25 protein-coding genes are annotated in these 21,780 nt (G+C 68.8%); 17 read left to right on the top strand and 8 right to left on the bottom strand.

The annotated features are described in order from the left end of the window. Nucleotides 1-150: 150 nt before the first annotated feature. From C6569_RS18415 to C6569_RS18395, 5 genes are all read right to left on the bottom strand, one after another. Nucleotides 151-1,527 (bottom strand): TRAP transporter large permease, encoded by a 1,377-nt coding sequence (locus tag C6569_RS18415; protein ID WP_181313811.1) that lies wholly within the window; start codon nucleotides 1,525-1,527, stop codon nucleotides 151-153. Beyond that, nucleotides 1,524-2,192 (bottom strand): TRAP transporter small permease subunit, encoded by a 669-nt coding sequence (locus C6569_RS18410; RefSeq protein ID WP_181313810.1) that lies wholly within the window; start codon nucleotides 2,190-2,192, stop codon nucleotides 1,524-1,526. Before C6569_RS18410 ends, C6569_RS18415 begins: the two co-directional genes overlap by 4 nt. Before the next feature lie 108 nt (nucleotides 2,193-2,300). Further along, the gene (locus C6569_RS18405; RefSeq protein ID WP_106750239.1) at nucleotides 2,301-3,377 is read right to left on the bottom strand and encodes a TRAP transporter substrate-binding protein; all 1,077 of its coding nucleotides are present in this window, start codon (nucleotides 3,375-3,377) and stop codon (nucleotides 2,301-2,303) included. Between the two features lie 71 nt (nucleotides 3,378-3,448). Continuing rightward, nucleotides 3,449-3,865 (bottom strand): cupin domain-containing protein, encoded by a 417-nt coding sequence (locus C6569_RS18400; RefSeq protein WP_215905763.1) that lies wholly within the window; start codon nucleotides 3,863-3,865, stop codon nucleotides 3,449-3,451. Then, the gene (locus tag C6569_RS18395; RefSeq protein ID WP_106750238.1) at nucleotides 3,862-4,677 is read right to left on the bottom strand and encodes a putative hydro-lyase; all 816 of its coding nucleotides are present in this window, start codon (nucleotides 4,675-4,677) and stop codon (nucleotides 3,862-3,864) included. Before C6569_RS18395 ends, C6569_RS18400 begins: the two co-directional genes overlap by 4 nt. 115 nt (nucleotides 4,678-4,792) lie before the next feature. On the opposite strand from C6569_RS18395, the gene C6569_RS18390 reads away from it, so the two are divergent. Then, nucleotides 4,793-5,683, top strand: coding sequence for a LysR family transcriptional regulator (locus C6569_RS18390; protein WP_106750237.1), 891 nt, complete (start codon nucleotides 4,793-4,795; stop codon nucleotides 5,681-5,683). 3 nt (nucleotides 5,684-5,686) lie between these two features. Here the strand turns inward: C6569_RS18390 and C6569_RS18385 are convergent, their stop codons facing one another. Beyond that, nucleotides 5,687-6,118, bottom strand: a complete 432-nt coding sequence (locus C6569_RS18385) for a DUF2948 family protein (RefSeq protein WP_106750236.1) — start codon at nucleotides 6,116-6,118, stop codon at nucleotides 5,687-5,689. Between the two features lie 113 nt (nucleotides 6,119-6,231). Between C6569_RS18385 and C6569_RS18380 the strand changes: the two genes are divergently transcribed. The 8 genes from C6569_RS18380 (at nucleotide 6,232) to C6569_RS18345 (ending at nucleotide 15,515) form a co-directional block, all read left to right on the top strand. Next, the gene (locus tag C6569_RS18380) at nucleotides 6,232-6,849 is read left to right on the top strand and encodes a ribonuclease D (RefSeq protein WP_106750235.1); all 618 of its coding nucleotides are present in this window, start codon (nucleotides 6,232-6,234) and stop codon (nucleotides 6,847-6,849) included. Nucleotides 6,850-6,974: 125 nt separating this feature from the next. Next, complete coding sequence (lptC, locus tag C6569_RS18375; RefSeq protein WP_106750234.1) at nucleotides 6,975-7,712, top strand: LPS export ABC transporter periplasmic protein LptC; 738 nt, start codon at nucleotides 6,975-6,977, stop codon at nucleotides 7,710-7,712. After that, entirely contained in the window at nucleotides 7,709-8,380 is a 672-nt protein-coding gene (locus C6569_RS18370) for an LptA/OstA family protein (RefSeq protein WP_106750233.1), read from the top strand. Before lptC ends, C6569_RS18370 begins: the two co-directional genes overlap by 4 nt. Before the next feature lie 99 nt (nucleotides 8,381-8,479). Continuing rightward, the gene (gene lptB / locus C6569_RS18365) at nucleotides 8,480-9,280 is read left to right on the top strand and encodes an LPS export ABC transporter ATP-binding protein (RefSeq protein ID WP_106751126.1); all 801 of its coding nucleotides are present in this window, start codon (nucleotides 8,480-8,482) and stop codon (nucleotides 9,278-9,280) included. Between the two features lie 129 nt (nucleotides 9,281-9,409). Then, nucleotides 9,410-10,942 carry an RNA polymerase factor sigma-54 gene (gene rpoN, locus C6569_RS18360; RefSeq protein WP_106751125.1) on the top strand — a complete coding sequence of 511 codons (1,533 nt, stop codon included), beginning with the start codon at nucleotides 9,410-9,412 and terminating at the stop codon, nucleotides 10,940-10,942. 401 nt (nucleotides 10,943-11,343) lie between these two features. Continuing rightward, nucleotides 11,344-12,198, top strand: a complete 855-nt coding sequence (gene epsC / locus C6569_RS18355; RefSeq protein WP_106750232.1) for a serine O-acetyltransferase EpsC — start codon at nucleotides 11,344-11,346, stop codon at nucleotides 12,196-12,198. Between the two features lie 115 nt (nucleotides 12,199-12,313). Next, nucleotides 12,314-13,936: a long-chain-fatty-acid--CoA ligase gene (locus C6569_RS18350; protein WP_245898150.1), complete on the top strand. Its 1,623-nt coding sequence runs from the start codon at nucleotides 12,314-12,316 to the stop codon at nucleotides 13,934-13,936. A gap of 31 nt (nucleotides 13,937-13,967) precedes the next feature. Then, nucleotides 13,968-15,515, top strand: coding sequence for an acyl-CoA synthetase (locus tag C6569_RS18345; protein ID WP_106750231.1), 1,548 nt, complete (start codon nucleotides 13,968-13,970; stop codon nucleotides 15,513-15,515). Between the two features lie 175 nt (nucleotides 15,516-15,690). On the opposite strand, the gene gluQRS is transcribed toward C6569_RS18345, so the two are convergent. Continuing rightward, nucleotides 15,691-16,590: a tRNA glutamyl-Q(34) synthetase GluQRS gene (gluQRS, locus tag C6569_RS18340; RefSeq protein WP_106750230.1), complete on the bottom strand. Its 900-nt coding sequence runs from the start codon at nucleotides 16,588-16,590 to the stop codon at nucleotides 15,691-15,693. A gap of 47 nt (nucleotides 16,591-16,637) precedes the next feature. On the opposite strand from gluQRS, the gene C6569_RS18335 reads away from it, so the two are divergent. From C6569_RS18335 to C6569_RS18310, 6 genes are all read left to right on the top strand, one after another. Further along, nucleotides 16,638-17,285 carry a DNA-3-methyladenine glycosylase family protein gene (locus tag C6569_RS18335; protein ID WP_106750229.1) on the top strand — a complete coding sequence of 216 codons (648 nt, stop codon included), beginning with the start codon at nucleotides 16,638-16,640 and terminating at the stop codon, nucleotides 17,283-17,285. 136 nt (nucleotides 17,286-17,421) lie between these two features. After that, nucleotides 17,422-17,985, top strand: coding sequence for an HNH endonuclease (locus C6569_RS18330; RefSeq protein ID WP_245898361.1), 564 nt, complete (start codon nucleotides 17,422-17,424; stop codon nucleotides 17,983-17,985). A gap of 190 nt (nucleotides 17,986-18,175) precedes the next feature. Then, on the top strand, nucleotides 18,176-18,907 hold the full coding sequence (locus C6569_RS18325) for a helix-turn-helix transcriptional regulator (protein WP_106750228.1): 732 nt from the start codon (nucleotides 18,176-18,178) through the stop codon (nucleotides 18,905-18,907). A 103-nt stretch (nucleotides 18,908-19,010) separates the two neighbouring features. Then, nucleotides 19,011-19,622: an acyl-homoserine-lactone synthase gene (locus tag C6569_RS18320; RefSeq protein ID WP_106750227.1), complete on the top strand. Its 612-nt coding sequence runs from the start codon at nucleotides 19,011-19,013 to the stop codon at nucleotides 19,620-19,622. A 21-nt stretch (nucleotides 19,623-19,643) separates the two neighbouring features. Further along, nucleotides 19,644-20,012, top strand: a complete 369-nt coding sequence (locus tag C6569_RS18315) for a hypothetical protein (protein ID WP_106750226.1) — start codon at nucleotides 19,644-19,646, stop codon at nucleotides 20,010-20,012. 10 nt (nucleotides 20,013-20,022) lie between these two features. Further along, nucleotides 20,023-20,235, top strand: a complete 213-nt coding sequence (locus C6569_RS18310) for a hypothetical protein (RefSeq protein WP_106750225.1) — start codon at nucleotides 20,023-20,025, stop codon at nucleotides 20,233-20,235. A gap of 25 nt (nucleotides 20,236-20,260) precedes the next feature. Here the strand turns inward: C6569_RS18310 and C6569_RS18305 are convergent, their stop codons facing one another. Further along, the gene (locus tag C6569_RS18305) at nucleotides 20,261-20,806 is read right to left on the bottom strand and encodes a disulfide bond formation protein B (protein ID WP_106750224.1); all 546 of its coding nucleotides are present in this window, start codon (nucleotides 20,804-20,806) and stop codon (nucleotides 20,261-20,263) included. 98 nt (nucleotides 20,807-20,904) lie between these two features. Between C6569_RS18305 and pgsA the strand changes: the two genes are divergently transcribed. Continuing rightward, complete coding sequence (gene pgsA, locus C6569_RS18300) at nucleotides 20,905-21,528, top strand: CDP-diacylglycerol--glycerol-3-phosphate 3-phosphatidyltransferase (protein WP_106750223.1); 624 nt, start codon at nucleotides 20,905-20,907, stop codon at nucleotides 21,526-21,528. After that, on the top strand, nucleotides 21,525-21,776 hold the full coding sequence (gene moaD, locus C6569_RS18295; RefSeq protein ID WP_106750222.1) for a molybdopterin converting factor subunit 1: 252 nt from the start codon (nucleotides 21,525-21,527) through the stop codon (nucleotides 21,774-21,776). Before pgsA ends, moaD begins: the two co-directional genes overlap by 4 nt. The last annotated feature ends 4 nt before the right edge of the window (nucleotides 21,777-21,780 follow it).

The raw sequence follows: 21,780 nt of genomic DNA, 5'->3' as shown, positions 1-21,780 counted from the left end.
CGTTTCCGAATAAAGCCATCGGCCACGCGATATTGTCGCGCAGGATGAATCCGGAAGGTCGCCCGCCAGCACGCCCCGAAGGTTGTGAGGACGCCATCCTTGCCGCGGCGCAACTGAACGCAATCTGAACCGACCGCGTTCCGTGGCGTTTCAGCGCATCACCGTCGGCAGCCATGTGGCGATGGAGGGGAAGACCATCAGCACCCCGACGGCGAGAATGTAGACGAGCATGAAGGGCAGCACGCCGGAAAAGACGTCGGTGATCGGCCCGCCGTCCTTGCGCATGCCCTGGAGCACGTAGAGCACCGTGCCGTCGGGGGGCGAGATGAGCGCGATCTCCACCAGCATGACGACGATGACGCCGAACCAGATCGGGTCGTAGCCGAGGGCGGTGACCACGGGGAAGATCACCGGGATGGTGGTGATCATCATGGAGAAGCCCTCCATGAAGGTGCCGAGCGCCAGGTAGAAGCCGATGATCAGCAGCATGATGGCCCAGGGCGGCAGCGGCATCTGCGAGACGAGCTGGGCGAGGGCCTGCGGCACGCCCAGCGCCGTGAAGACGTAGTTGAGCAGATAGGCGCCGAAGAGGATGAGGCCGATCAGCGCCGTGTTGCGCGCCGTCGCCTCGGCCGAATCGTTGAGCATCTTGAAGGAGAGCTTGCCGTCGAGGGCGGCGAGTCCGATGGCCGCGACGACGCCGAGGGCCGCCGATTCGGTGGCGGTGGCAAGGCCGCCGTAGATGGTGCCGAGCACGATGAGGATGAGCACGGCGGTGGGGGTGAGGTCGACGAGGCTGCGGATCTTCTCGCCCCAGGAATAGCGGGGCCCGTCGGGGTCGCGGGGCGCCGCGGTCTTCGCCTTCATCAGGATGATGGCGATGAAGAGGACGACGACGAGAATGCTCGGGCCGATGGCGGCGATGTAGAGCGCACCCACCGAGGTCTCGGTGATGAGGCCGTAGATGATGAAGGTGATGCCCGGCGGAATGAGATTGCCGAGGGCGCCGCCTGCGGCGAGTGACCCCAGCACCATCTTCGGGTCGTAGGGCTTGCCCTTGAAGAAGGGCAGCGCCACCGAGCCCATGGTGGCGGCGGTGGCCACCGACGAGCCGGAGATGGCCGAGAAGACGCCGGAGGCGGCGATGTTGGTGTGCAGGAGGCCGCCAGGCATGCGGTTCAGCCAGATGTTCAGCGTCTTGTAGAGCCGGTCGGAGAGGCCGGCGCGCAGCAGGATCTCGCCCATCAGCAGGAAGAGCGGCACCGCCACCAGCACGAAGGAGGAGGAGGGGTTCCAGATGGTCTGGCCGATGAAGAGCCAGAAGGGCCGGTCGGAGAAGGCATAGCCGACGATGAGGCCGAGGACGCCGAGGGCCGCGCCGACATAGATGCCCATGCCGAAGAACAGCATGAACAGGCCGACCAGCAGCATGATCTCGCCCATGAGCTCGCCGGACGGGGCATGGCCGGTGAAGCTCATGCCGATCATGATGGCGACGAGGAGGAGGAGGAAGACGACGGCGATCACGGCTTCACCTCGGGATTGGCGGTCTTTGCGGGGGCATTGGGATCGTCGGGCAAAGGTTCGCCGGGGATGGGTTCGCCGACGGCTTCCAGCACTTCGGCCACCTCCTCCTGGTAGGAGCGGCTGTGCAGGAGGAGTTCGGCCTCGTTGCCGCGTCCGGCGAGGATGAGCAGCAGGCATTCCACCAGCAGCGCGAGGATGAGCAGGAAGAAGGCGCCGATGCCGAAGGCCCAGAGCCCTTGCGGGATGGCGAGGGGGGTGCGGATGACGCTGATGTCGGTGGCGTTGAAGAGGAGCGATTCCTCCACCAGGGTCCAGGCGCCGTAGAAGAGGTAGCCGACCAGCACCGCCAGGAAGGCGAGGCTGGTCAGGTGCAGCCAGTGACGGATGCGCGGGGGGAAGAGGTTCACCACCACGTCGATGCGGACATGGGCACGCATGGAGAGCGTGTGGGCGAGGCCCCAGGCGATGCCGAAGGCCAGCGCGTAGCCCGAGAGTTCGGTGGTGGCCTGGGTCGAGAAACCGAGGAAGCGGCGTGCCAGCACGTCGAAGGTGATGAGCCCTGCCGTGGCGATGAAGCCCCAGCCCGCCACATAGCCCATGACCGTGCCGAGCCAGGCCATGGACCGCCGGCCGAGGCCGGCGACGTCGATCAGAGTGTTCAGCATGCTTGTCCCCCCGGCCCCGCCGGCCTCATCGGCCGACGCAGCCCCCGTGGCTGCGGTCAGGTCACGCGGGCGGACGGGCCGTCCGCGTGACATCGGCGATCGCCGCCGTCAGTTGCCGGCATAGGTGACGCCGGTGATCGGCGCCACGACGCGGTTGTAGACCTCGCCGCAGCGGGCGCCGCAGCGCTTCACCCAGTTCGGCAGGATGGTGGAGGTCAGCGTGGTGCGCATCACCTCGGTATCGGCGGGAACCGGGCGGTAGACGCGCATCGGGTTGGCGTCGGGCACGCGGCCGAGCTTGCAGCCCTCGCGGTTGCCGGTGTTGCAGGCGATGCCGTCCTCGGTCTGTTCGAGGCCGAGCTTCCACTGCGCCTCCTCGACCTCCTTCATGGTCGCTTCCATGGCGGCGCGCACGGCCGGGTCGAGGCGGTTCCACCACTGGATGTTCACCACATAGGCGGAGACCGACCAGAAGAGCGGCAGGGCGTAGAGGCTCTGGGTCACCTCGTACCAGCGGGCGGAGTTGCCCGAGCCGGTGCCGGTGATGGCGCAGTCGACGACGCCGCGCTCGAGGGCGCCGTAGACCTCGGGGAAGCCGATGCCTGTCGGCTGGCCGCCGATCTGGGTGACGAAGTCGTTGGACGAGCCGCCGCCGGTGCGGATGCGCTTGCCGCGCAGGTCCGCGAGGCTCGTGACCTGGCCGCGGCAGAAGAACTCCTGGGCGGCAAAGGGATACATGGCGAGGATGCGGACGCCGAAGCGCTCCAGCTCCTTGTTGACCTCGGGCAGCATGGCGGCGGCCACCTTGCGGGCCTGGTCGAGGCTGGGGTTGAGGCCGGCGAGGTCGACGACGTCGAGCAGCGGCACGTCGCCCGCGACCGTGTTCAGCGGCACGGCGCCGATATCCACCTGTCCGGAGCGGACGAGACGGAGGATTTCCGGGCCGTTGAGGTTGCGCTCGGGCCAGGAGGCGAGCGTCACGCGGATGCGGCCGTTGGATTTGGCGGCCAGGCCGTCGCGCAGCAGCGGCTGATCGACCCGGGTGAACTGCGGCATGGCCGGGCCGGGCTGGGTGACGATCTGGACGTTGACGGGCGGGCCGGCCGGCACGGCCTGGGCGAGCACCGGCAGCGCCCCGGACAGCGTCAGGGCCACCGCCGTGACGGCGGTTCGCAAGCGGATCATCGTGGTCTCTCCTTCGTCGATGGGGCCGCTCGAGGCGGCGGTGGTCGGTCGGCGTGGTCTCTGGAGTGTTCTTAATTGGCGGGCGGGTAGTAGAGGAATTCGATCAGCAGACAGCCCTCGTCGCTGAAGAAGGGACCATGGACGATGTGCGGCGGTCGGACGGCATGGGTGCCGAACGGCAGCCGCACCGCCTCCGACTTAGCAGCAAGCGTGCCAATCAGCAGCGAGCCGGAGACGATGAAGACCTCCTCGCACCAGTCGTGGGAGACCGGATGGTCCACGGCCGCGCCCGGGGCCCAGCGGCCGAGGCGGGTGACGGCCCCCTGTCTGGCCACCGGATCGAGGCTGCCGGAGAGGATCTTCTCCTCCACCCCGACATAGCCCTGAACCGCCTGCCAGCCGTCCGCGGAGAGTGCGTCGAAGAACTCGCGGTGGCTCTTGCCGAAGGCCCCGAAGCCGGGGTGCGGCGTCGGGGCGGACAGGGTCACAGGGCGGCGATCCGGCTGTTGGTGAGGTCGGTGACGAGCATGGAGCCCGGCGCATGGGTGATGGCGAAGGGCGGGCGGGCCGTGGCGATCACCGACTGCGGGGTGACGCCGCAGGCCCAGAAGACCGGGAGCTCGTCCGCCTTCACCTCGACCGGGTCACCATAGTCGGGCGTTGCGATGTCGCGGATGCCGATGGCCTCGGGCAGGCCGATATGGACCGGCGCCCCGTGGACGGCGGGGAAGCGCGAGGTGATCTGCACGGCGCGGATGGCGTCCGCCGGCTTCAGCGGCCGCATGGAGACGACCATCGGCCCGGAGAAGGGGCCGGCCGGGGCGCAGGCGATGTTGGTCCGCCACATCGGCACGGTGGTGTTGCAGCCGATATGGCGCATCGGGATGCCGTCCTGGATCAGCGCCTCCTCGAAGGAGAACGAGCAGCCGATGACGAATGACACGAGGTCGTCGCGCCAAAACTCCCGGATGTCGGTGGGTTCCGCGACCATTTCGCCGTCCTTCCACACCCGGTAGCGCGGCAGGTCGGTGCGGATGTCGAGATCGGCGCCGAGGGCGGGAACAGCGGGGTCGCCGGGCTCCGACAGGCCGATGACCGGGCAGGGCTTCGGATTGAGCGTGCAAAAGCGCAGGAAGTCGGCCGCAAGGTCCTTCGGCAGGATGGCGAGATTGCCCTGGACGCGGCCGGGGGCGAGACCCGCCGTATGGCCGGTGATGTCGCCGCGGCGTATGGCCCGCCTGACGGCGACGGGATCGCTGACATCCGTGACGCCGGGTGCGCGGAACTGGGCGACAGCCATGATTTTCCCCCAAGGACAGGATCCTTGGGAGAACAGTCCATCATTCCGCTTGCATCCGGTCCAATCCGAAGTTTGGATCGGTTACGATTAATCCTGCTTATCGATCGACAGCCGCATGGTGGACTTCAAGGCGCTCGAGACCCTGGTCTGGGTCGCCACCCTCAGAAGCTTCAACCGCGCCGCGGTGAAGCTGCACACGACGCAGCCGGCCGTCTCGCAGCGCATCGCCCAGCTTGAGGCGGAGATCGGCCAGAAGCTGCTGGTGCGGGAGAAGCGCACGGTGGTGGCGACCGATGCGGGCCGGCGGGTGCTCGATTATGCCGAGCGGCTTCTGAAGCTGAGGGCGGAGATGCTCCATGCGGTGGCCGACCGCACGGCGATTCGCGGCACCCTCAGGCTCGGCGTCGCCGAAACCATCGTCCACACCTGGCTGCCCCGCTTCGTCGAACGCATGGCCAAGGCCTATCCGGGCCTGGCGCTGGAGATCGAGGTGGACATCACGCCGAACCTGCGCGACCGGCTGGTGGCCCAGGAACTGGACCTCGTCTTCGCCCTGGGGGCGCTGGCGGCGGCGCATCTGCGCAACCTGCCGCTCTCGACCTACCGGCTCGCCTTCCTCGCAGGGCCGGGCCTCGCTGTTCCCGGCGATCCTCTGGATCTGGCGGCCCTCGCCGCCCATCCGATCCTCACCTTCTCGCGCAACACCCGGCCCTACCTGATCCTGCGCGAGATGTTCTCCGCCCCCGACCTGCCGCCGGTGCGCATCCATGCCTCCTCGTCCATGGCGACGATCCTGCGCATGGCCGAGGACGGGCTCGGCATCGCGGCGGTGCCCGAGGCGATCGCCGGGGCGGAACTCGCCGCCGGGCGGCTGCGCTCGCTGCGCACCACGGTGCCGCTGCCGGAGCTCGATTTCTTCGCCTCCTGGCGCGTCACGCCCGAGGCGGCGACGGTGGAGGCGGTGGCGACGATCGCCCAGGAGGTGGCGGCGCCGCGGGCGCGGTGAGCGTCAGTCGTGTTTCGGGACGGCGACGCCCGCCCACATGGGACCGAGATCGTCCATGGCCGCCTCGACGCATTCCACCGACAGGCGGATGGCGCCGCCGCCGGCGAAGACGAGTTCCATGGTGCCGCCGGGGGATTCGCCGCCATCGGGCTCGAAATGGATGGCGAGGAGTTCGAGGACGGTGTCCTCGCCCCGCGGCACGGCGCGGCCCTTGACGGCGGTGACGCGCTCGACGCGCAGGCCGGTGCGGCGGCGCTGGCATTCGCCGGCCTCGGCGGCGGACCAGTCGAAGCGGTTGCAGACGAGGGCGAAGCGGCGCTCGCGCGCGAGATAGGCGATGTCGCTCGCCTTGAGCACGGCGTCCTGCAGGTGCGCCGACAGGACGGCGAGATCCTCGGCGTCGAAGGCATAGAGCTTCAGCGGTGTGGCGGTCATTGGATTTCTCGGGTCCACCGCCCTATAGGACCTGTTGCGGCCCAAAGTCCATGCGCCTCCCCCCGGAGGACGGATGCAAGGCCGCGCCGACCCCTTCCTGCCCGGGACTGTTCATGACCATCCGCGCCCATGTCGGCGACCTGCCCGACCTCCGCAACTATCAGGTGGGCATCGTCGCCATCGACACCGAGACCCTCGGCCTCGTGCCGCAGCGCGACCGGCTCTGCGTCGTGCAGCTCTCGCCGGGCGACGGCACCGCCGACGTCGTCCAGATCCGTCCGGGCCAGCCGGCGCCGCCGAACCTCTGCGCGCTGCTGACCGACCCGAAGGTGGTCAAGCTGTTCCATTTCGCCCGGTTCGACGTGGCGGTTCTCAAACATGCCTTCGGCGTCGAGACCCGCCCCATCTACTGCACCAAGATCGCGTCGAAGCTGGTGCGCACCTATACCGATCGCCACGGGCTGAAGGACCTGTCGCGCGAACTGCTCGGCATCGACATGTCCAAGGTCCAACAGAGCTCCGATTGGGCGGCGGAGACGCTGACGTCCGCCCAGCTCGACTATGCCGCCTCCGACGTGCTCCACCTCCATGCCCTAAAGGACAAGCTCGACGCCATGCTGGCGCGCGAGAGCCGCACGGCCCTGGCGGAGGCCTGCTTCGCCTTCCTGCCGACCCGCGCTGAACTCGACCTGGCGGGCTGGCCGGAGACCGACATCTTCGCCCATTCCTGATCGGGGGCCGGCCTCGCCGGGCGCCGCCGGTTGCGGACGCGCCATGGTGGGGCCATAGAGTCGTGGTCAATGCCTGGCCCGAGGGCGATGGCCGGCGGCCATGCGAGAGGAGAACGAGCGGGACGATGGCTGCGCGCCGCACGGATGAATGGGACGGGTCCGCCCGCGGCGGCAAGGGCGGCAGCGTCGAGCGCGAAGCCGCGTTCACCCTCGCCTACCGTCACTCGAAGACGGTGCGGCGGCTGCGCGTGCTCGTTCCGGTCGCGGCGGTGGTGATCTTCGGCGTGGTGGTGTTCATCTCGTGGTGGGATCCGCTGAAGAACCTGAACCTGCCCATTTCGGTCGGTGCCGTCTCCATGGCCGGGTCGAAGGTGACGATGGAGGCGCCCCGGCTGACCGGCTACACGGCGGACAACCGCTTCTACCGCGTCACCGCCACCCGCGCCGAACACGACATCACCCAGGCCAACGTCGTGGCGCTGACCTCGATCGATTCGGAAATGCAGCTGGAAGGCGGCGGCACGGCCCGCGTCGTCTCGGCGACGGGACTTCTCGACACCAAGACCGGCCGCGTGGAACTCACCCAGGACGTCGTCGTGACCACCTCCGCCGGCCAGACCGGCGAACTCGGCCACGCGCTGGTCGACACCCGAGCCGGGACGATCACGTCCAACGGGCCGGTGAAGCTCACCTCGCCGCGCGGCCAGATCGTTTCCGAGCGCATGCAAATTAGTGACAACGGCAAGGTGATCGTGCTTGAAGGCAGGGTGCGTGGTAGCTTCACGCCCGAACCGCCCGATCCGACCATCACCGATCTCTCGCAGCCTTCTCCTGCGCCGAGCCGATCCGGAGACAGACCATGATGCTGGCCCGCACCGCCGCGCTCCTCTTCGACAGGCGCCCGCTGGCGGCGGCAATCCTCGCCGCAGCCTTCATCGCGCCTGCGGCCATGGCGCAGCAGGCCGGTAGCCCCTTCGTCGGGTTCACGCAGAACCGCAGCGACCCGATCGCCTTCGAGGCGGATCGCGCCGAGGTCTTCGATACCGAGAAGCGCGCCGTTCTCTCGGGCAACGTGCGTGTCCAGCAGGGCGAATCGACCCTGCAGACCGCCAGGCTCGTCATCTTCTACGAGGACAATTCGTCCGCCGCGGCGGGTCGCCCGGCCACCACCACGCCGCGGCAGGGCGGACCGGCCGCCGCTCCCTCCGAAACGCAGAACGTCCGGCGCTTCGAGATGCAGGGCGGCGTCATCGTCCGCTCCAAGAACCAGACCGCGACCGCCGAGCGCGGGTCCTTCGACGCGCGCCGCAACGAGGCGATCATGGAAGGCAACGTGACGCTGACCCAGTGTGAGAACGTGCTTCGCGGCGCCCGGCTGCATGCCGACCTGACGGCCAACCGGGTGCGACTGGACGCGGCCCCTTCCGGCGGGCGCGTCTCCGGCATCCTGCAAGGCGGCGGCGGCGCCGGCGGCGTGAACAATCCCGACTGCACGCCCGCGCGTCCGCAGGCCCGCAGCCCGCGCGGATAGGACAGAGAGCCCGTGTCCGTCCTCGACCGTGTATCCGGCCTCGTGGGGCGTCGGCCTGCTTCCGCGGCCGCCGTCGAGGACGACTGGCTGGTCAAGGAGATGACCGCCCAGGTGGCGGCGCTCGACCGGCCGGACTCCGCGCCGATCGCGCGCGCCCAGGAGGAGCCACGCTCCGGCGAGGGCGTAATGTCGGTCCACGGCGTGTGGAAGAGCTACAAGGGCCGCGCCGTCGTGCGCGGGGTCAGCCTCGACCTCAGGCGCGGCGAGGCCGTCGGCCTGCTCGGCCCCAACGGCGCCGGCAAGACCACGGTCTTCTACATGATCACGGGCCTGGTCGAGGCCGACAAGGGCCATATCGAGCTCGACGGCCACGACATCACCGCCCTGCCCATGTACCGGCGGGCGCGGCTCGGCATCGGCTACCTGCCGCAGGAGGCCTCGATCTTCCGCGGCCTCAACGTCGAGGACAACATCCGCGCCGTGCTCGAGGTCACCGAGAAGGACAAGGCCAAGCGCGAGCGCGACCTCGACGAATTGCTCGAGGAATTCACCATCACCCGGCTGCGCAAGAGCCCGGCCATCGCCCTGTCGGGCGGCGAGCGGCGGCGGCTCGAGATCGCCCGCGCCCTGGCGACGCGGCCCTCCTTCATGCTGCTCGACGAGCCCTTCGCCGGCATCGACCCGATCGCGGTGGGCGACATCCAGAACCTCGTGCGCCACCTCAAGGAGCGCGGCATCGGCGTGCTCATCACCGATCACAACGTGCGCGAGACGCTCGGCCTCATCGACCGCGCCTACATCATCCATTCCGGCCAGGTGCTGATGGAAGGCACGCCGAACGAGATCGTCTCCAATCCCGACGTCCGCCGGCTCTATCTGGGCGAGGAATTCCGCCTCTGACGCTGCGGAAGAGGCAGGGAACGCCCTTTTAACCCCTCAGTCATTGGAATCATGGCATGAACCTTGCTGTTCGTGCCGCCGGCCTTCTATGATGCGGCGCAAGAAACCCTGAGGGATGCGCCCGAGACGATGGCCCTGTCAGCCCGACTAGAGCTCCGCGTCGGCCAGTCACTGGTGATGACACCCCAGCTGATGCAGGCCATCAAGCTCCTGCAGCTGTCGAATCTCGACCTCGTCGCCTATGTCGAGCAGGAGCTCGAGAAGAATCCCCTGCTGGAACGCGCTGACGCCCCCGAACCCGCCGTCGACGGCGAGCCGGCGGAAGCGCCCGCGCCCTCCGATCCCGGTGACGCCCAGGCGGGCGACTGGCTCGGCGACGACATGGGCAACAGCCGCACCGACATCGAGGAGCGGCTGGGCACCGATCTCGAAAACGTCTTCCCCGACGACAAGGGCCCCGAGGCCCGCCATGCCGACGCCGCCTCCGACCCGATGACCTCGTCCTGGTCGAATGTCGGCTCGGGCGGCAGCGACAACGAGGACTACAATCTGGAGGCCTTCGTCTCCGCCGACCTGTCGCTCGTCGACCACCTGTCGAACCAGCTCACCCTCGCGGTGGAGACCCAGGCGGACCGGCTCATCGGCCAGATGCTGATCGATGCGGTTGACGAGGCCGGCTATCTCACCGTCACCGTCGAGGAGGTGGCCGAGCGGCTCGGCGCCGAGATCGAGGACGTCACCAGCGTGCTGGAGGTGATCCAGAGCTTCGAGCCCTCGGGGGTCGCGGCCCGCAACCTCGCCGAATGCCTGACCATCCAGCTCAAGGACAAGAACCGCTTCGACCCGGCCATGCAGGCGCTGGTCGGTCATCTCGACCTGCTCGGCAAGCGCGACTACCAGGCGCTGAAGAAGATCTGCGCGGTGGACGACGAGGATCTCGCCGACATGGTGGCGGAGATCCGTCGCCTCAATCCCAAGCCGGGCCTCGCCTTCGGCTTCGCCCCCGTCCAGCCGCTGGTGCCGGACGTCATGGTGCGGGCCGGCCCCGACGGCGGCTGGATCGTCGAGCTGAACAGCGAGACCCTGCCCAAGGTCCTGGTCAACCAGAGCTATTACGCCCGCGTGTCGAAGACGACGAAGAGCGACACGGAAAAGACCTTCCTCGCCGACGCGCTGCAGACGGCGACCTGGCTCGCCCGCGCCCTCGACCAGCGCGCCCGCACCATCCTGAAGGTCGCCACCGAGATCGTGCGGCAGCAGGACGCCTTCTTCGCCCTCGGCGTGCAATATCTCAGGCCGCTGAACCTGAAGACGATCGCCGACGCCATCAGCATGCACGAATCGACCGTGTCGCGCGTCACCTCCAACAAGTCGATCGCCACCAGCCGCGGCATTTTCGAGATGAAGTATTTCTTCACCTCGTCCATCGCGAACTCGGAAGTGGGCGGCGAAAGCCATTCGGCCGAGGCAGTACGCTATCGCATCAAGCAGATGATCGACGCCGAGACGCCCGACGACGTGCTCTCGGACGATGCCATCATGGACAAGCTCAAGGCCTCCGGCATCGACATCGCCCGCCGGACGGTGGCGAAATACCGCGAGGCGCTGCGAATTCCCTCTTCCGTGCAGCGGCGGCGCGAGAAACAGGCCATGGCGGTGTGACGGGCCGGCCGCGGCGCCGGTGCTGCATCCCGGCCATTGCGTCCTTCGAGGCTCGCTTCCGCTCGCACCTCAGGATGAGGACGGCTGTGGATTGCACCCCGGTCGCAGACCGCAGCCGTCGCGGCCTGTTCAGTCGCTGATGCCACACGCCACCCACCTCATCCTGAGGTGCGAGCATAGGCGCTGCTTGCCAGCGCCGGTGTGAGCCTCGAAGGACGCACTCGCCCGATGCAGGGCCATGGCATGGGGAGATCGTTCGCCTCCCAACGCCTTTCCTCACAAAACGCGTATCCCACCACGAACCGCGATCAGAGACGGCCGTTCTATCCCGGCGATTTGACTTGAATCCGCCGGGGACAGTGCCCTTATTCCCTTCCACCCATGCTGCGGAGGATCGTTCCATGGCGAAGACCCAAGCGACGGGAACCATCATCCCCCTGCCCGCCGATACGGCCGATCTCGCCTGGCACCGGCTGCGCAGCGAAGCCAATGCCATGGCCTCCGCCAATCCGGAACTGGCGACGCTGGTCCTGCGCACCATCGGCCGGGCCTCCTCCTTCGAGGATGCGGTCGCACGCCGCATCTCCGCGCGTCTCGCCACCGGCGACGTGCCGGCCGACGTCCTCCACGACGCCTTCACCGAGGCCCTGGCCGCCTCCTCCGCCATGGCGGCGGCCATGCGGGCGGACGCCGCCGCGGTGATCGACCGCGATCCCGCCGCCGATCGGCTGATCGAGCCGGTGCTGTTCTTCAAGGGCTTCCACGCCCTGCAGACCCATCGCCTCGCCAATTGGCTGCTCGGCCGCGGGCGCCGCGACTTCGCGCTCTATCTGCAGAGCCGGTCGTCGGAAGTCTTCCAGACCGACATCAATCCCGCCGTCGTCATGGGCAAGGGCGTCTTCCTCGACCATGCCACCGGCCTCGTGGTCGGCGAGACGGCGGTGATCGAGGACGACGTGTCGATCCTGCAGAACGTCACCCTCGGCGGCACCGGCAAGGAGGCCGGCGACCGCCATCCGAAGGTGCGCCGTGGCGTGCTCATCGGCGCGGGCGCCAAGATCCTCGGCAATATCGAGATCGGCCGCTGTGCCCGTGTCGCCGCGGGATCGGTGGTGCTGCATGCGGTGGCGCCGAACACCACGGTCGCCGGCGTACCGGCCAAACCCGTCGGCACCGCCGGCTGCGCCGAGCCGTCGCGGGCCATGGACCAGATCCTGGCGCGAGAATCGGTCGACGGTTTCAGCTATGAGATCTGAGGGCGCGGTCGCGCCGCAGACGCCCATCCCCCGTCCGGCGCGGTTGCGAAACCGTGTTTCATGGTGAGAAATAGCGCTTCATGATGGACTGTGTCCGCCGACGGGCGGGCACCGCATGGGGCAGGCGCATGACGAGGACGACACGGCAGGGCGGAGCGGCGCGGGGTTCGGCGTCGTGACCATGCAGCTCACCCTCGCCGTGCATCGCGCCCGGCGCCTCTTTCCCACCAAGACCGCCGTGATCTTCGCCGAAAGGCGCTGGACGTGGAAGCAGTTCGCCGATCGTGTGGCGCGGCTCGCGGGCGTTCTGCGCGGCCTCGGCGTCGGCCCGGGCGACCGGGTCGCGATGCTCTCCCATTCCTCCGACCGCTATCTCGAGTTTTTCTTCGCAGCCTTCTGGGCCGGCGGCATCGCCGTGCCGGTCTCCACCCGCTATGCACTGCCCGAGACCGCCTTCCTGATGCAGGACAGCGGCGCCAAGGTGCTGCTCGTCGGCGACGAGTTCGTGGAGTTGGCCGAGGCGCTCCGGCCGCAATGTCCGGACCTCGCCCACGTGATCTTTGCGGGCGAGGGCGCGCTTCCCAGCGGCATGATCGCCTACGAGGCGGCGCTCGCCGCGCAGCAACCGGTCGAGGACGCCCGGCGCAACGGCGATGACGTGGCGGTGCTGTTCTACACCGGCGGCACGACGGGACGCTCCAAGGGCGTCATGCTCACCCACATCAACTGCATGTCGAACTCGTTCGGCGGCATGGTTCACACCAAGCTCGACAGCTCCGTCGTCGGGCTTCATGCCGGGCCTCTCTACCACGCGGCGGCGGGGTCGCGGGTCTTCACCAACACGCTGCTCGGCGCCACCCACGTGGTCATTCCGCGCTTCACGGTGAAGGGCGTCCTGGAGGCGATCCAGCAGCACCGCATCACCTTCACGTCCATGGTGCCGACCATGATGACGATGATCCTCAACGAGCCCGACCTCGACCGCTACGACCTCTCCTCGCTGCAGGTGATCGGCTATGGCGGCGCGCCCATGCCGGTGGCGACGCTGGAGGCGCTGATGCGGCGGCTGCCGCATGTGCGCTTCGCCCAGGCTTACGGCATGACCGAGCTGTCGCCAGCCTGCACCTATCTCGAACCCGACGATCACTCGCTCGATCCGGCGAAAATCCACCGTCTCGCCTCCGGCGGGCGGGTCGTCGTCGGCTGCGACCTGCGCGTCGTCGACCCGGACGACAACGACGTCCCGGTGGGCGCCATCGGCGAGATCATCGTCGCCGGCCCGCTGGTGATGAAGGGCTACTGGAACCAGCCGGAAATGACGGCGGAAGCGCTGCGCGGCGGCTACATGCACACCGGCGATGCCGGCTATCTCGACGCCGACGGCTATGTCTACGTCTCCGACCGCATCAAGGACATGATCGTGACCGGCGGCGAGAACGTCTATTCCATCGAGGTCGAGAACGCCGTGCTCACCCACCCCGCCATCCGCGAATGCGCCGTGATCGGCGTGCCGCACCCCGTCTGGGGCGAGGCGGTGCATGCCGTCGTCACCTTCAAGGCCGGGCAGAGCGCCACGGCCGAGGAGATCATCGCCCACTGCAAGACGCGCATCGCCGGCTTCAAGTGCCCGCAGACCATCGAGGTGCGCGAGGCCATGCCGCTGTCGCAGGCCAACAAGATCCTCAAGACGGACCTGAGGCGTCCCCATTGGGAGGGACGGGCACGGGCGGTCAACTGACCCGGCCGGAATAAGGGAAGGGAGCGCGACGATGGCTGAGGGTTCGCAGGGCACGTCGCGCGGCATCGTCAGCGGCGAACGGCAGCGTGATCCGGCGGTGGTGGAGGAGCGCGCCCGGCGCATCGCCGGCGGTCTCGACAGGCTCGGCGTCGGCCCCGGCGACTGCGTCGCCATCCTAATGCGCAACGACATTGCCTTCCTGGAGGCGACCTATGGCGCGGCCATGCTCGGCGCCTATGCGGTGCCGGTGAACTGGCACCTGAAGGCGGACGAGGTGCGTTACATCCTCGACGATTGCGAGGCGAAGGTCCTTGTCGGCCACGAGGACCTGCTGGCGCCGCTCGACGGCCATCTGCCGGGCAGCCTCGCGGTCTTCCGCGTACCGGTGCCGCCGGAGGTGGCTCAGCATTTTCCGCCTCCCGCCGCGGCGGAACTGCCGGCCGGAGCGCGCGACCTCGACCTCTGGCTGGCGGGCGCTGCGCCCTATGAGGGCGCAGCGCGGCCGGCGCCGATGAGCATGATCTACACCTCCGGCACGACGGGAAAGCCGAAAGGCGTCAAGCGCAAGGCGCCGACGCCGGAGGAGGCGAAGGCGACCGAGGGCCTGCGCGCCCTCGTCTACGGCCTCAGGCCCGGTGTGCGGGCCCTGCTGCCGGGACCGCTCTACCACTCCGCGCCCAATTCCTTCGGCATCCGGGCGGGACGGCTCGGCGGCGTGCTGGTGCTGATGCCGCGCTTCGACGCCGAGGAGATGCTGCGGCTGATCGAGGAGCATCGCATCGACACGATCTTCATGGTGCCGACCATGTTCGTGCGCCTGCTGAAACTGCCCGAGGCGGTGCGCAGCCGCTACGACCTCTCCTCGCTGCGCTTCGTCATCCACGCCGCGGCGCCCTGTCCCGCCGACGTCAAGGCGGCGATGATCGCCTGGTGGGGCCCGGTCATCCACGAATTCTACGGCGGCACCGAGACGGGGCCCGTCACCTTCGCGACGTCGGAGGATGCACTGAGGAAGCCCGGCTCGGTCGGCCGGCTGTCGCCGGGCGCGGAGATCAGGGTGCTGGGCGAAGACGGCCGGGAGGTCCCGCCGGGCGAGACCGGCGAGCTCTTCTGCCGCATCGCGGGCTATCCCGACTTCACCTACCACAAGGCGCCGGAGAAGCGCGCCGAGGTGGACGACGCCGGCTTCATCACCTGCGGCGACATCGGCTATGTCGACCCCGACGGCTATGTCTTCCTCTGCGACCGCAAGCGCGACATGATCATCGCCGGCGGGGTGAACATCTACCCCGCCGAGATCGAGGCGGCGCTGCTCGCCCTGCCGCAGGTGCGCGACTGCGCGGTCTTCGGCATTCCCCACGCGGAGTTCGGCGAGAGCATCATGGCGGTGATTGCGCCGCAGCCCGGGGTGGAGATCGACCCGGCGGCACTCAAGGCGGAGCTGTCCACCCGCATTGCCGACTACAAGCTGCCGCGGCATATCGAAATCCGCGACGACCTGCCACGCGAGGATTCGGGCAAGATCTTCAAGCGCCGCCTGCGCGATCCCTACTGGGCGGCGGCCGGCCGGGCGATCTGAGGGCGCGAACGGACACGGCAGGCCCACGATTGATCCGCCACCCTTGCCGCCATGCCCGGGTTGATCCCGGGCACCCACGACTTGACCACCGCCCTCCAGGGAATTCGTGGATGCCCCGCACAAGGCCGGGCATGACGCGGAGGCGACGCTTCATCTCTGGCCCGAGTGGGCCTCGTTAGAACCCCAACTGCCGCCGAAGGTCCCCGGCCGTCAGGCCCGCCTCCCGCAGCCCCCGAAATCCCTCCGCCTGGTCGCTCTTTGACAGCTTCTTCCCATCGGGCCCCAGCACGAGGCCATGGTGGCGGTAGAGAGGGGCGGGAAGCCCGAGGAGGTCCTGCAGCAGCCGGTGGACGGCGGTGGCCTCGAACAGGTCCTCGCCACGCACCACATGGGTCACCCCCTGCAGCGCATCGTCGGTGACGACGGCGAGGTGATAGCTGGTGGCGAGTTCCTTGCGGGCGAGGACGATGTCGCCCCAGCGCTCGGGCTGTGCCGTCACCACCCGCTGCGGCCGGCCGGTCGCATCCGTCTCGGTCCAGCTCAGCGGGCCCGCCAGCCGCGCCATGGCCGTCGCCATGTCGAGCCTCAGCGCATGGGGCTCGCCCGCCGCCACCCGCGCCGCGGCCTCCGCCGGCGGAATGTCGCGGCCGCGGCCGGCATAGAGCGGCGCGCCGTCGGGATCGGCCGGCCAGGGCCGTCCGCTCTCGGCCGCCCTCGCGGCGGCGAGGCTCTTCAGCTCGGCACGGCTCTCGAAGCTCGGATAGACGAGGCCCATGGCGGCAAGCCGCGCCAGCATGGCGGCATGGTCGGCGAGATGCTCCGACTGGCGGCGGTACGGCGTCTCGAAGGCTATCCTCAACCAGGCGAGATCCTCGATCATCGCCGCCTCGAACTCGGGGCGGCAGCGGGTGCGGTCGATGTCCTCGATGCGCAGCAGCAGGCGCGCGCCGAGGGCTGCCGCCATCCTCTCGTTCTCCAGTGCGCTACGGGCATGGCCGAGATGGAGCAGGCCGTTGGGGCTCGGCGCGAAGCGCAGGACCGGTCTGTCAGCAATCGGGTGGTGCGCGGCCGCCATGGCTGAGCCTATGGTCGAGGCGGGGGCGGGGCGCAAGACTGGACGCGATGCGGATCGAGACGGACGAGGATCTGAGCGCCATGCTGGCGGTGCTGGCGGCACAGTGCCCGGTCATGGGCCGGCTGCATGCCGAGCGCGGCATCCCTCCGCTGCGCCGGCGACCGGCGGGCTTCGAGGGCCTCGTCCACGTGGTGGTGTTCCAGCAGATCTCGACGCTCGCGGCGCAGGCGATCTGGAGCCGGACGCTGTCGGTGCTCGGCGCGGTGACCCCCGAACGGCTGGCGGCGGCGAGCGACGAGGATTACCGCGCCTGCGGCCAGTCGCGGCCGAAGACGCGCACGCTGCGGGCCGTCGCGGCGGCGGTCCTCGACGGCACGCTGGACCTCGAGGCGCTGCCGGCGATGGAGGCCGAGGCGGCCCATGCGGCGCTGACCCGGGTCAAGGGCATCGGGCCCTGGACCGCCGACGTCTATCTCCTCACCTGCCTCGGTCACGGCGATGCCTGGCCGGCCGGCGACATCGCGCTGCAGGCGGCGGTGCAGGACGCGCTCGGCCTCGCCGCGCGGCCGGATGCCGGGACCATGATCGCCGTCGCCGAACGCTGGCGGCCCCGTCGCGCCGCGGCGGCCCGGCTCCTCTGGGCCCACTACGCCGCGCTGAAAGGCCGGGCGGCCATTCCTGCCACGACGGCGTGATGACCTGCCCTTTGGGCTTCACAAGAGCGACACGATCCCCATAGTATCGGTCAGTGCCTGAATTCGCGGCTCGCGAATCGCCGAGCCGCCCGATCGCAAGGAGTTCATCTTGACGGTCGCCGTATCGCCCGGGGACCTGCCGGTTTCGACCGCCATTTCTCCTGGTTCATGGCCGGCCCTGGTGCTCAACGCGGATTATCGCCCGCTGAGCTACTATCCCCTGTCGCTGTGGTCGTGGCAGGATACGATCAAGGCCGTCTTCCTCGACCGCGTCACCGTCGTCTCGACCTACGAGAAGGCGATCCACTCGCCGAGCTTCGAGATGAGGCTGCCGAGCGTGGTGTCGCTCAAGACCTATGTGAAGCCGTCGCGCAATCCCGCCTTCACCCGGTTCAACGTCTTCCTGCGCGACCGTTTCCGCTGCCAGTACTGCGGCCACGGCGAGGACCTGACCTTCGACCACCTGATCCCGCGCTCCAAGGGTGGCCAGACCACCTGGGACAACGTGCTGACGGCCTGCTCGCCCTGCAATCTCAGCAAGGGCTCGAAGACGCTGAAGGAATCGGGCCTCCACCTCGCGCGCATGCCCTTCGCCCCGAGCGTGCAGGACCTGCACGCCAACGGCCGGCTGTTCCCGCCGAACTACCTGCACCAGAGCTGGATGGACTATCTCTACTGGGACACCGAGCTGGAGCCGTAGGCTTCGGAGCGAAATGCCTCGGGTCCGCGGCCGAGTGCCGCGCGGAGGCGTCCGACGGGACCGGCGTCGCCGTGCTCCGGGATGGTGGCGCCCAGCCTCTCGGGCACATGGTTATATCTGTAATTATCCGTAGATTGCGTCTTGCAGGTTTTGCACGCTGAATCGGTGTGGTCCTGGGGAGCAGGCTCGGATGGCGGGCGGAGTACTGGACGTCGACCGCTATGCGTTCGATGTGATCGATCGTCTGGAAGGAAGGACCGAGCCTGACCAGGTCATGACCGAACTGGTGGGCGTGATGCGCCATTTCGGCTTTTCCTCCCTCATCGTCACCGGCGTGCCTCTCCCCCATCAGAACCTCGAGGCGCTCGTGCTGGTCCATCATTGGCCGCAGGGCTGGTGGGATCGCTACAACAGCCGCAACTATGCCCAGATCGATCCGGCGATGCGGAAGGTGATGAGCTCGGTCATGCCTTTCGTCTGGAGCGAATCCCGCACCCCGACGATCAGCCGCGAGCAGGCTCTCATCCTGGACGAGGCCGGTGATTTCGGCCTCGCGGACGGCTATTGCGTGCCGATCCACTCCGGAGGCGGGTTGGACGCCTGCGTGTCCTTCGGCGCCGACCGGGTGACCCTGTCGAGACGCGAGCAGCGCTCGCTCCATCTCATCAGCCTCTACGGTTACGAAGCGATCCGGCGGGCGAGGCTGCCGGGCGACGGCGGAGGATCCTTCGGCCTGACGCCGCAGCAGATCGAATGCATCCGCTGGGCCGCCGAGGGCAAGTCCAACTGGGAGATCGGTCAGATCCTGGCGATCTCCGAGAACACGGTGAAGAATCATCTGGCCAGCGCCTTGGAGCGGACAGGCTGCACGTCCCGCGCCCATCTCGTCGCCCGCTGCCTGCGCCGGAAGATCATCCCCTGAGGTTCGCGGCGCTGCGTGGCAGAGCGCAATAGTCCGATCGGGCCAATGACAGAAAGGCCCGTCGCAACCCACCCTTCCCCTCGGTCACCTTGGGAGGGTTGGCATGCGGCTTCTCGTCATCGACGGGCGCGACATCGCCCGGCACGCGTCCCTGATGGATGAGGCCTTCCGGCTTCGCCATCGCATCTTCGTGGAGGAACTGGGGTGGGAACGGCTTCGCAAGCCGGACGGGCGTGAGATCGACCAGTTCGACGTCGAGACGGCCCGCCACTTCCTCATTCTCGACGAGCGCGACAATCTGCGGGTCTATACCCGGCTCTTGCCGACGCAATGGCCGCATCTCCTCAGCGACGCCTATCCGCAACTCGCGCCACGCGGGATTCCGCGGGGGCCGCAGATCTGGGAATGGACGCGCCTGGCCATCGATCCGAAATATCGCGGCGACGGCAGCTGGTCGCGTGGCTCCGGTGAGATGGCCCGCGCCGTCGTCGAGCATTGCCTCGCCAACGGCATCGAGCAGATGACCTGGGAGGGCCACCCGGTCTGGGTGACCCGGTTCCTGGAAATGGGCTTCTGGCCGACGCCGCTCGGTCCCATCACCGACATCGACGGGGGGCCGGTGATCGCCGGCGTGATGGACGTCACGCCCGACGTCCTCGACGGCTTCGCAGGGCGCGGCATCGCCGCGACCCCGCTGCACGCCGTCATGGCCTGAACTAGACCGGAGGAGGCAAGGATGCATGGTCTGAAACCCTATCCGTCGGCCGAGACCGACGACTATCTCGCCACGCTGGTCGTCCAGACCGCGGTGCTGGCCCGCAGACGCCAGGCGCGCTTTTTGCAGACGCTCCTCGAAATGGCCGCGCACGAGGCGCTTCGCCTCGCCGAGGGGCAGGAGCTGCGGGCGACCTCGGCGGCCACGAACGAGGAGGCACTCGACGCCCTCGAGACCTATCTGCGCCACGCGCGGGGCACGGAGCCTTTCCTCGTCGCGGCGGTGCCCGACGAGGAGGCCGAGGCGCGCCACCGGACGGCACAGGACGTCATTTACGGCTATGCCGCGCGCGAGGCGGGGCGGACACAGATGCAGCGCCAGGCAGCGTGAGGAGGCTATGATGAAACGATCCGATGAGATCGGACGGCTCGTCGTCGAACTGGAGGGAGCAACCGAGAGGGCAAGGTCCCTCGGCCTCGACGTCGCGGCCTACCTCCTGGAACTCACGACATCCGAGGTGCGGGAGGCCTATGTCATCCAGCGCTATGACGAGGTGCCGGCCCGTCCCGCCGCCAGAACGGCGCGGCGCAACGAGATGGCCGGAGGCGGATGAACCGGCGGGGAGGCCGTCGGCTCGGTCACGCCGCCAAAGCCGTGTCGGCGCGGGGCCAGCTGGCGGCGGCGAGCGCCACCAGCGCCAGGGCCGAGGCGATCAGCACGTTCCAGCCGGCGAGCGACAGGCCGAGGAAGCGCCAGGCGGCGACCGTACAATCGGCGAGGGGTTTTGCCGTCTGCAACTGGCGCAGGAGGTCGGCGGGGTTGCGGGCGATGACGGTCGGCTGGGCACAGGTGGTCGGCCCCTGCCAGAAACCCCATTCCGCCCCCGCATGGTAGACGCCGAGCCCGGCACCCCAGATCATCAGGCCCGCCAGAAGGAGAAGTCCGAGGCGGACGAGGGCGCCGGGCCAGCGCTTCCAGGCCATGAAGGCGACCACGAGCGCGGCGGGGATGACCGCGTAATAGGGGACGCGCTGCTGCAGGCAGAGCGGGCACGGCGGCAGGCCGACCACCAGTTCGAAGAACCAGGCGCCGAGGATCGTGCCCGTGGCGCCGGCCGCGATCGCGAGGGCGCCCGACAGCCAGGGTCGGTTGAGGCAGGACGCGACGATCTCGGCGGGTTTCATGCCGCGGTTCTAGCCGCTCACGACGTTCTGTCCAGAGGCGGCGCGCCACGACATGGGTTTCCATTGACCCGGCCGGCCCCCTCGTCCATCACAAGATGATGAGCTCGGCTGATCCGATCGACCGCCCGCGCCGCGGCAAGACCTACAGCGTCCCGAACCTCCTCACCTACGGCCGCGTCCTCGCCGTGCCGCTGGTGGCCGCCTGCCTCTTCGCCCAGGTCATCTACGAGGGCGGCATCTGGCTGCGCTGGGTGGCGCTCGGCATCTTCATCGTCGCCGCCATCACCGACTATTTCGACGGCTACCTCGCCCGCGCCTGGTCGCAGCACTCGGCCATCGGCCGCATGCTCGACCCCATCGCCGACAAACTCCTGGTCGGCATCGTGCTGATGATGCTGGCCGCCGACGGCACCATCCTCGGCTGGTCGCTGTGGGCGGCCATGGTGATCCTGGCGCGCGAGATCCTGGTTTCGGGCCTCAGGGAATTCCTCGCCGAGCTGCGCGTCTCGGTGCCGGTGACCCGGCTCGCCAAGTGGAAGACGGCGGTGCAACTCGTCGCCGTCGGCTTTCTCATCGCGGGCCCTGCCGGCGACCAGATCGTGCCCGGGGTGACCCTGGTCGGCATCGTGCTGCTCTGGTGCGCGGCCATCCTCACGCTCTATACCGGCTACGACTATTTTCGCGCCGGGGCCGGCCACCTGATCGAGGAGGACGAGCCGTGAAGGTGCTCTATTTCGCCTGGGTGCGCGAGCGGATCGGCCTCGCCTCGGAGGAGATCGAGCCGCCGGCCGGGGTCGTCACCGTCGCCGATCTCATCGCCCATCTCATCGGCCGCGGCGAGGGCTATGCCCATGCCTTCGAGAACCGCACGGTGATTCGCGCCGCCCTCGATCAAGTCCACGTGAAACCGGACGCTCCCTTGGCGGGTGCGCGGGAAATCGCCTTCTTTCCGCCCATGACCGGCGGCTGACTGC

The sequence above is a fragment of the Phreatobacter cathodiphilus genome, from assembly GCF_003008515.1.
GTDB lineage: Bacteria > Pseudomonadota > Alphaproteobacteria > Rhizobiales > Phreatobacteraceae > Phreatobacter > Phreatobacter cathodiphilus.
The sequence above is the reverse complement of the archived record's forward strand: the minus strand, read 5'-3'. Positions and strand labels throughout refer to the sequence as shown.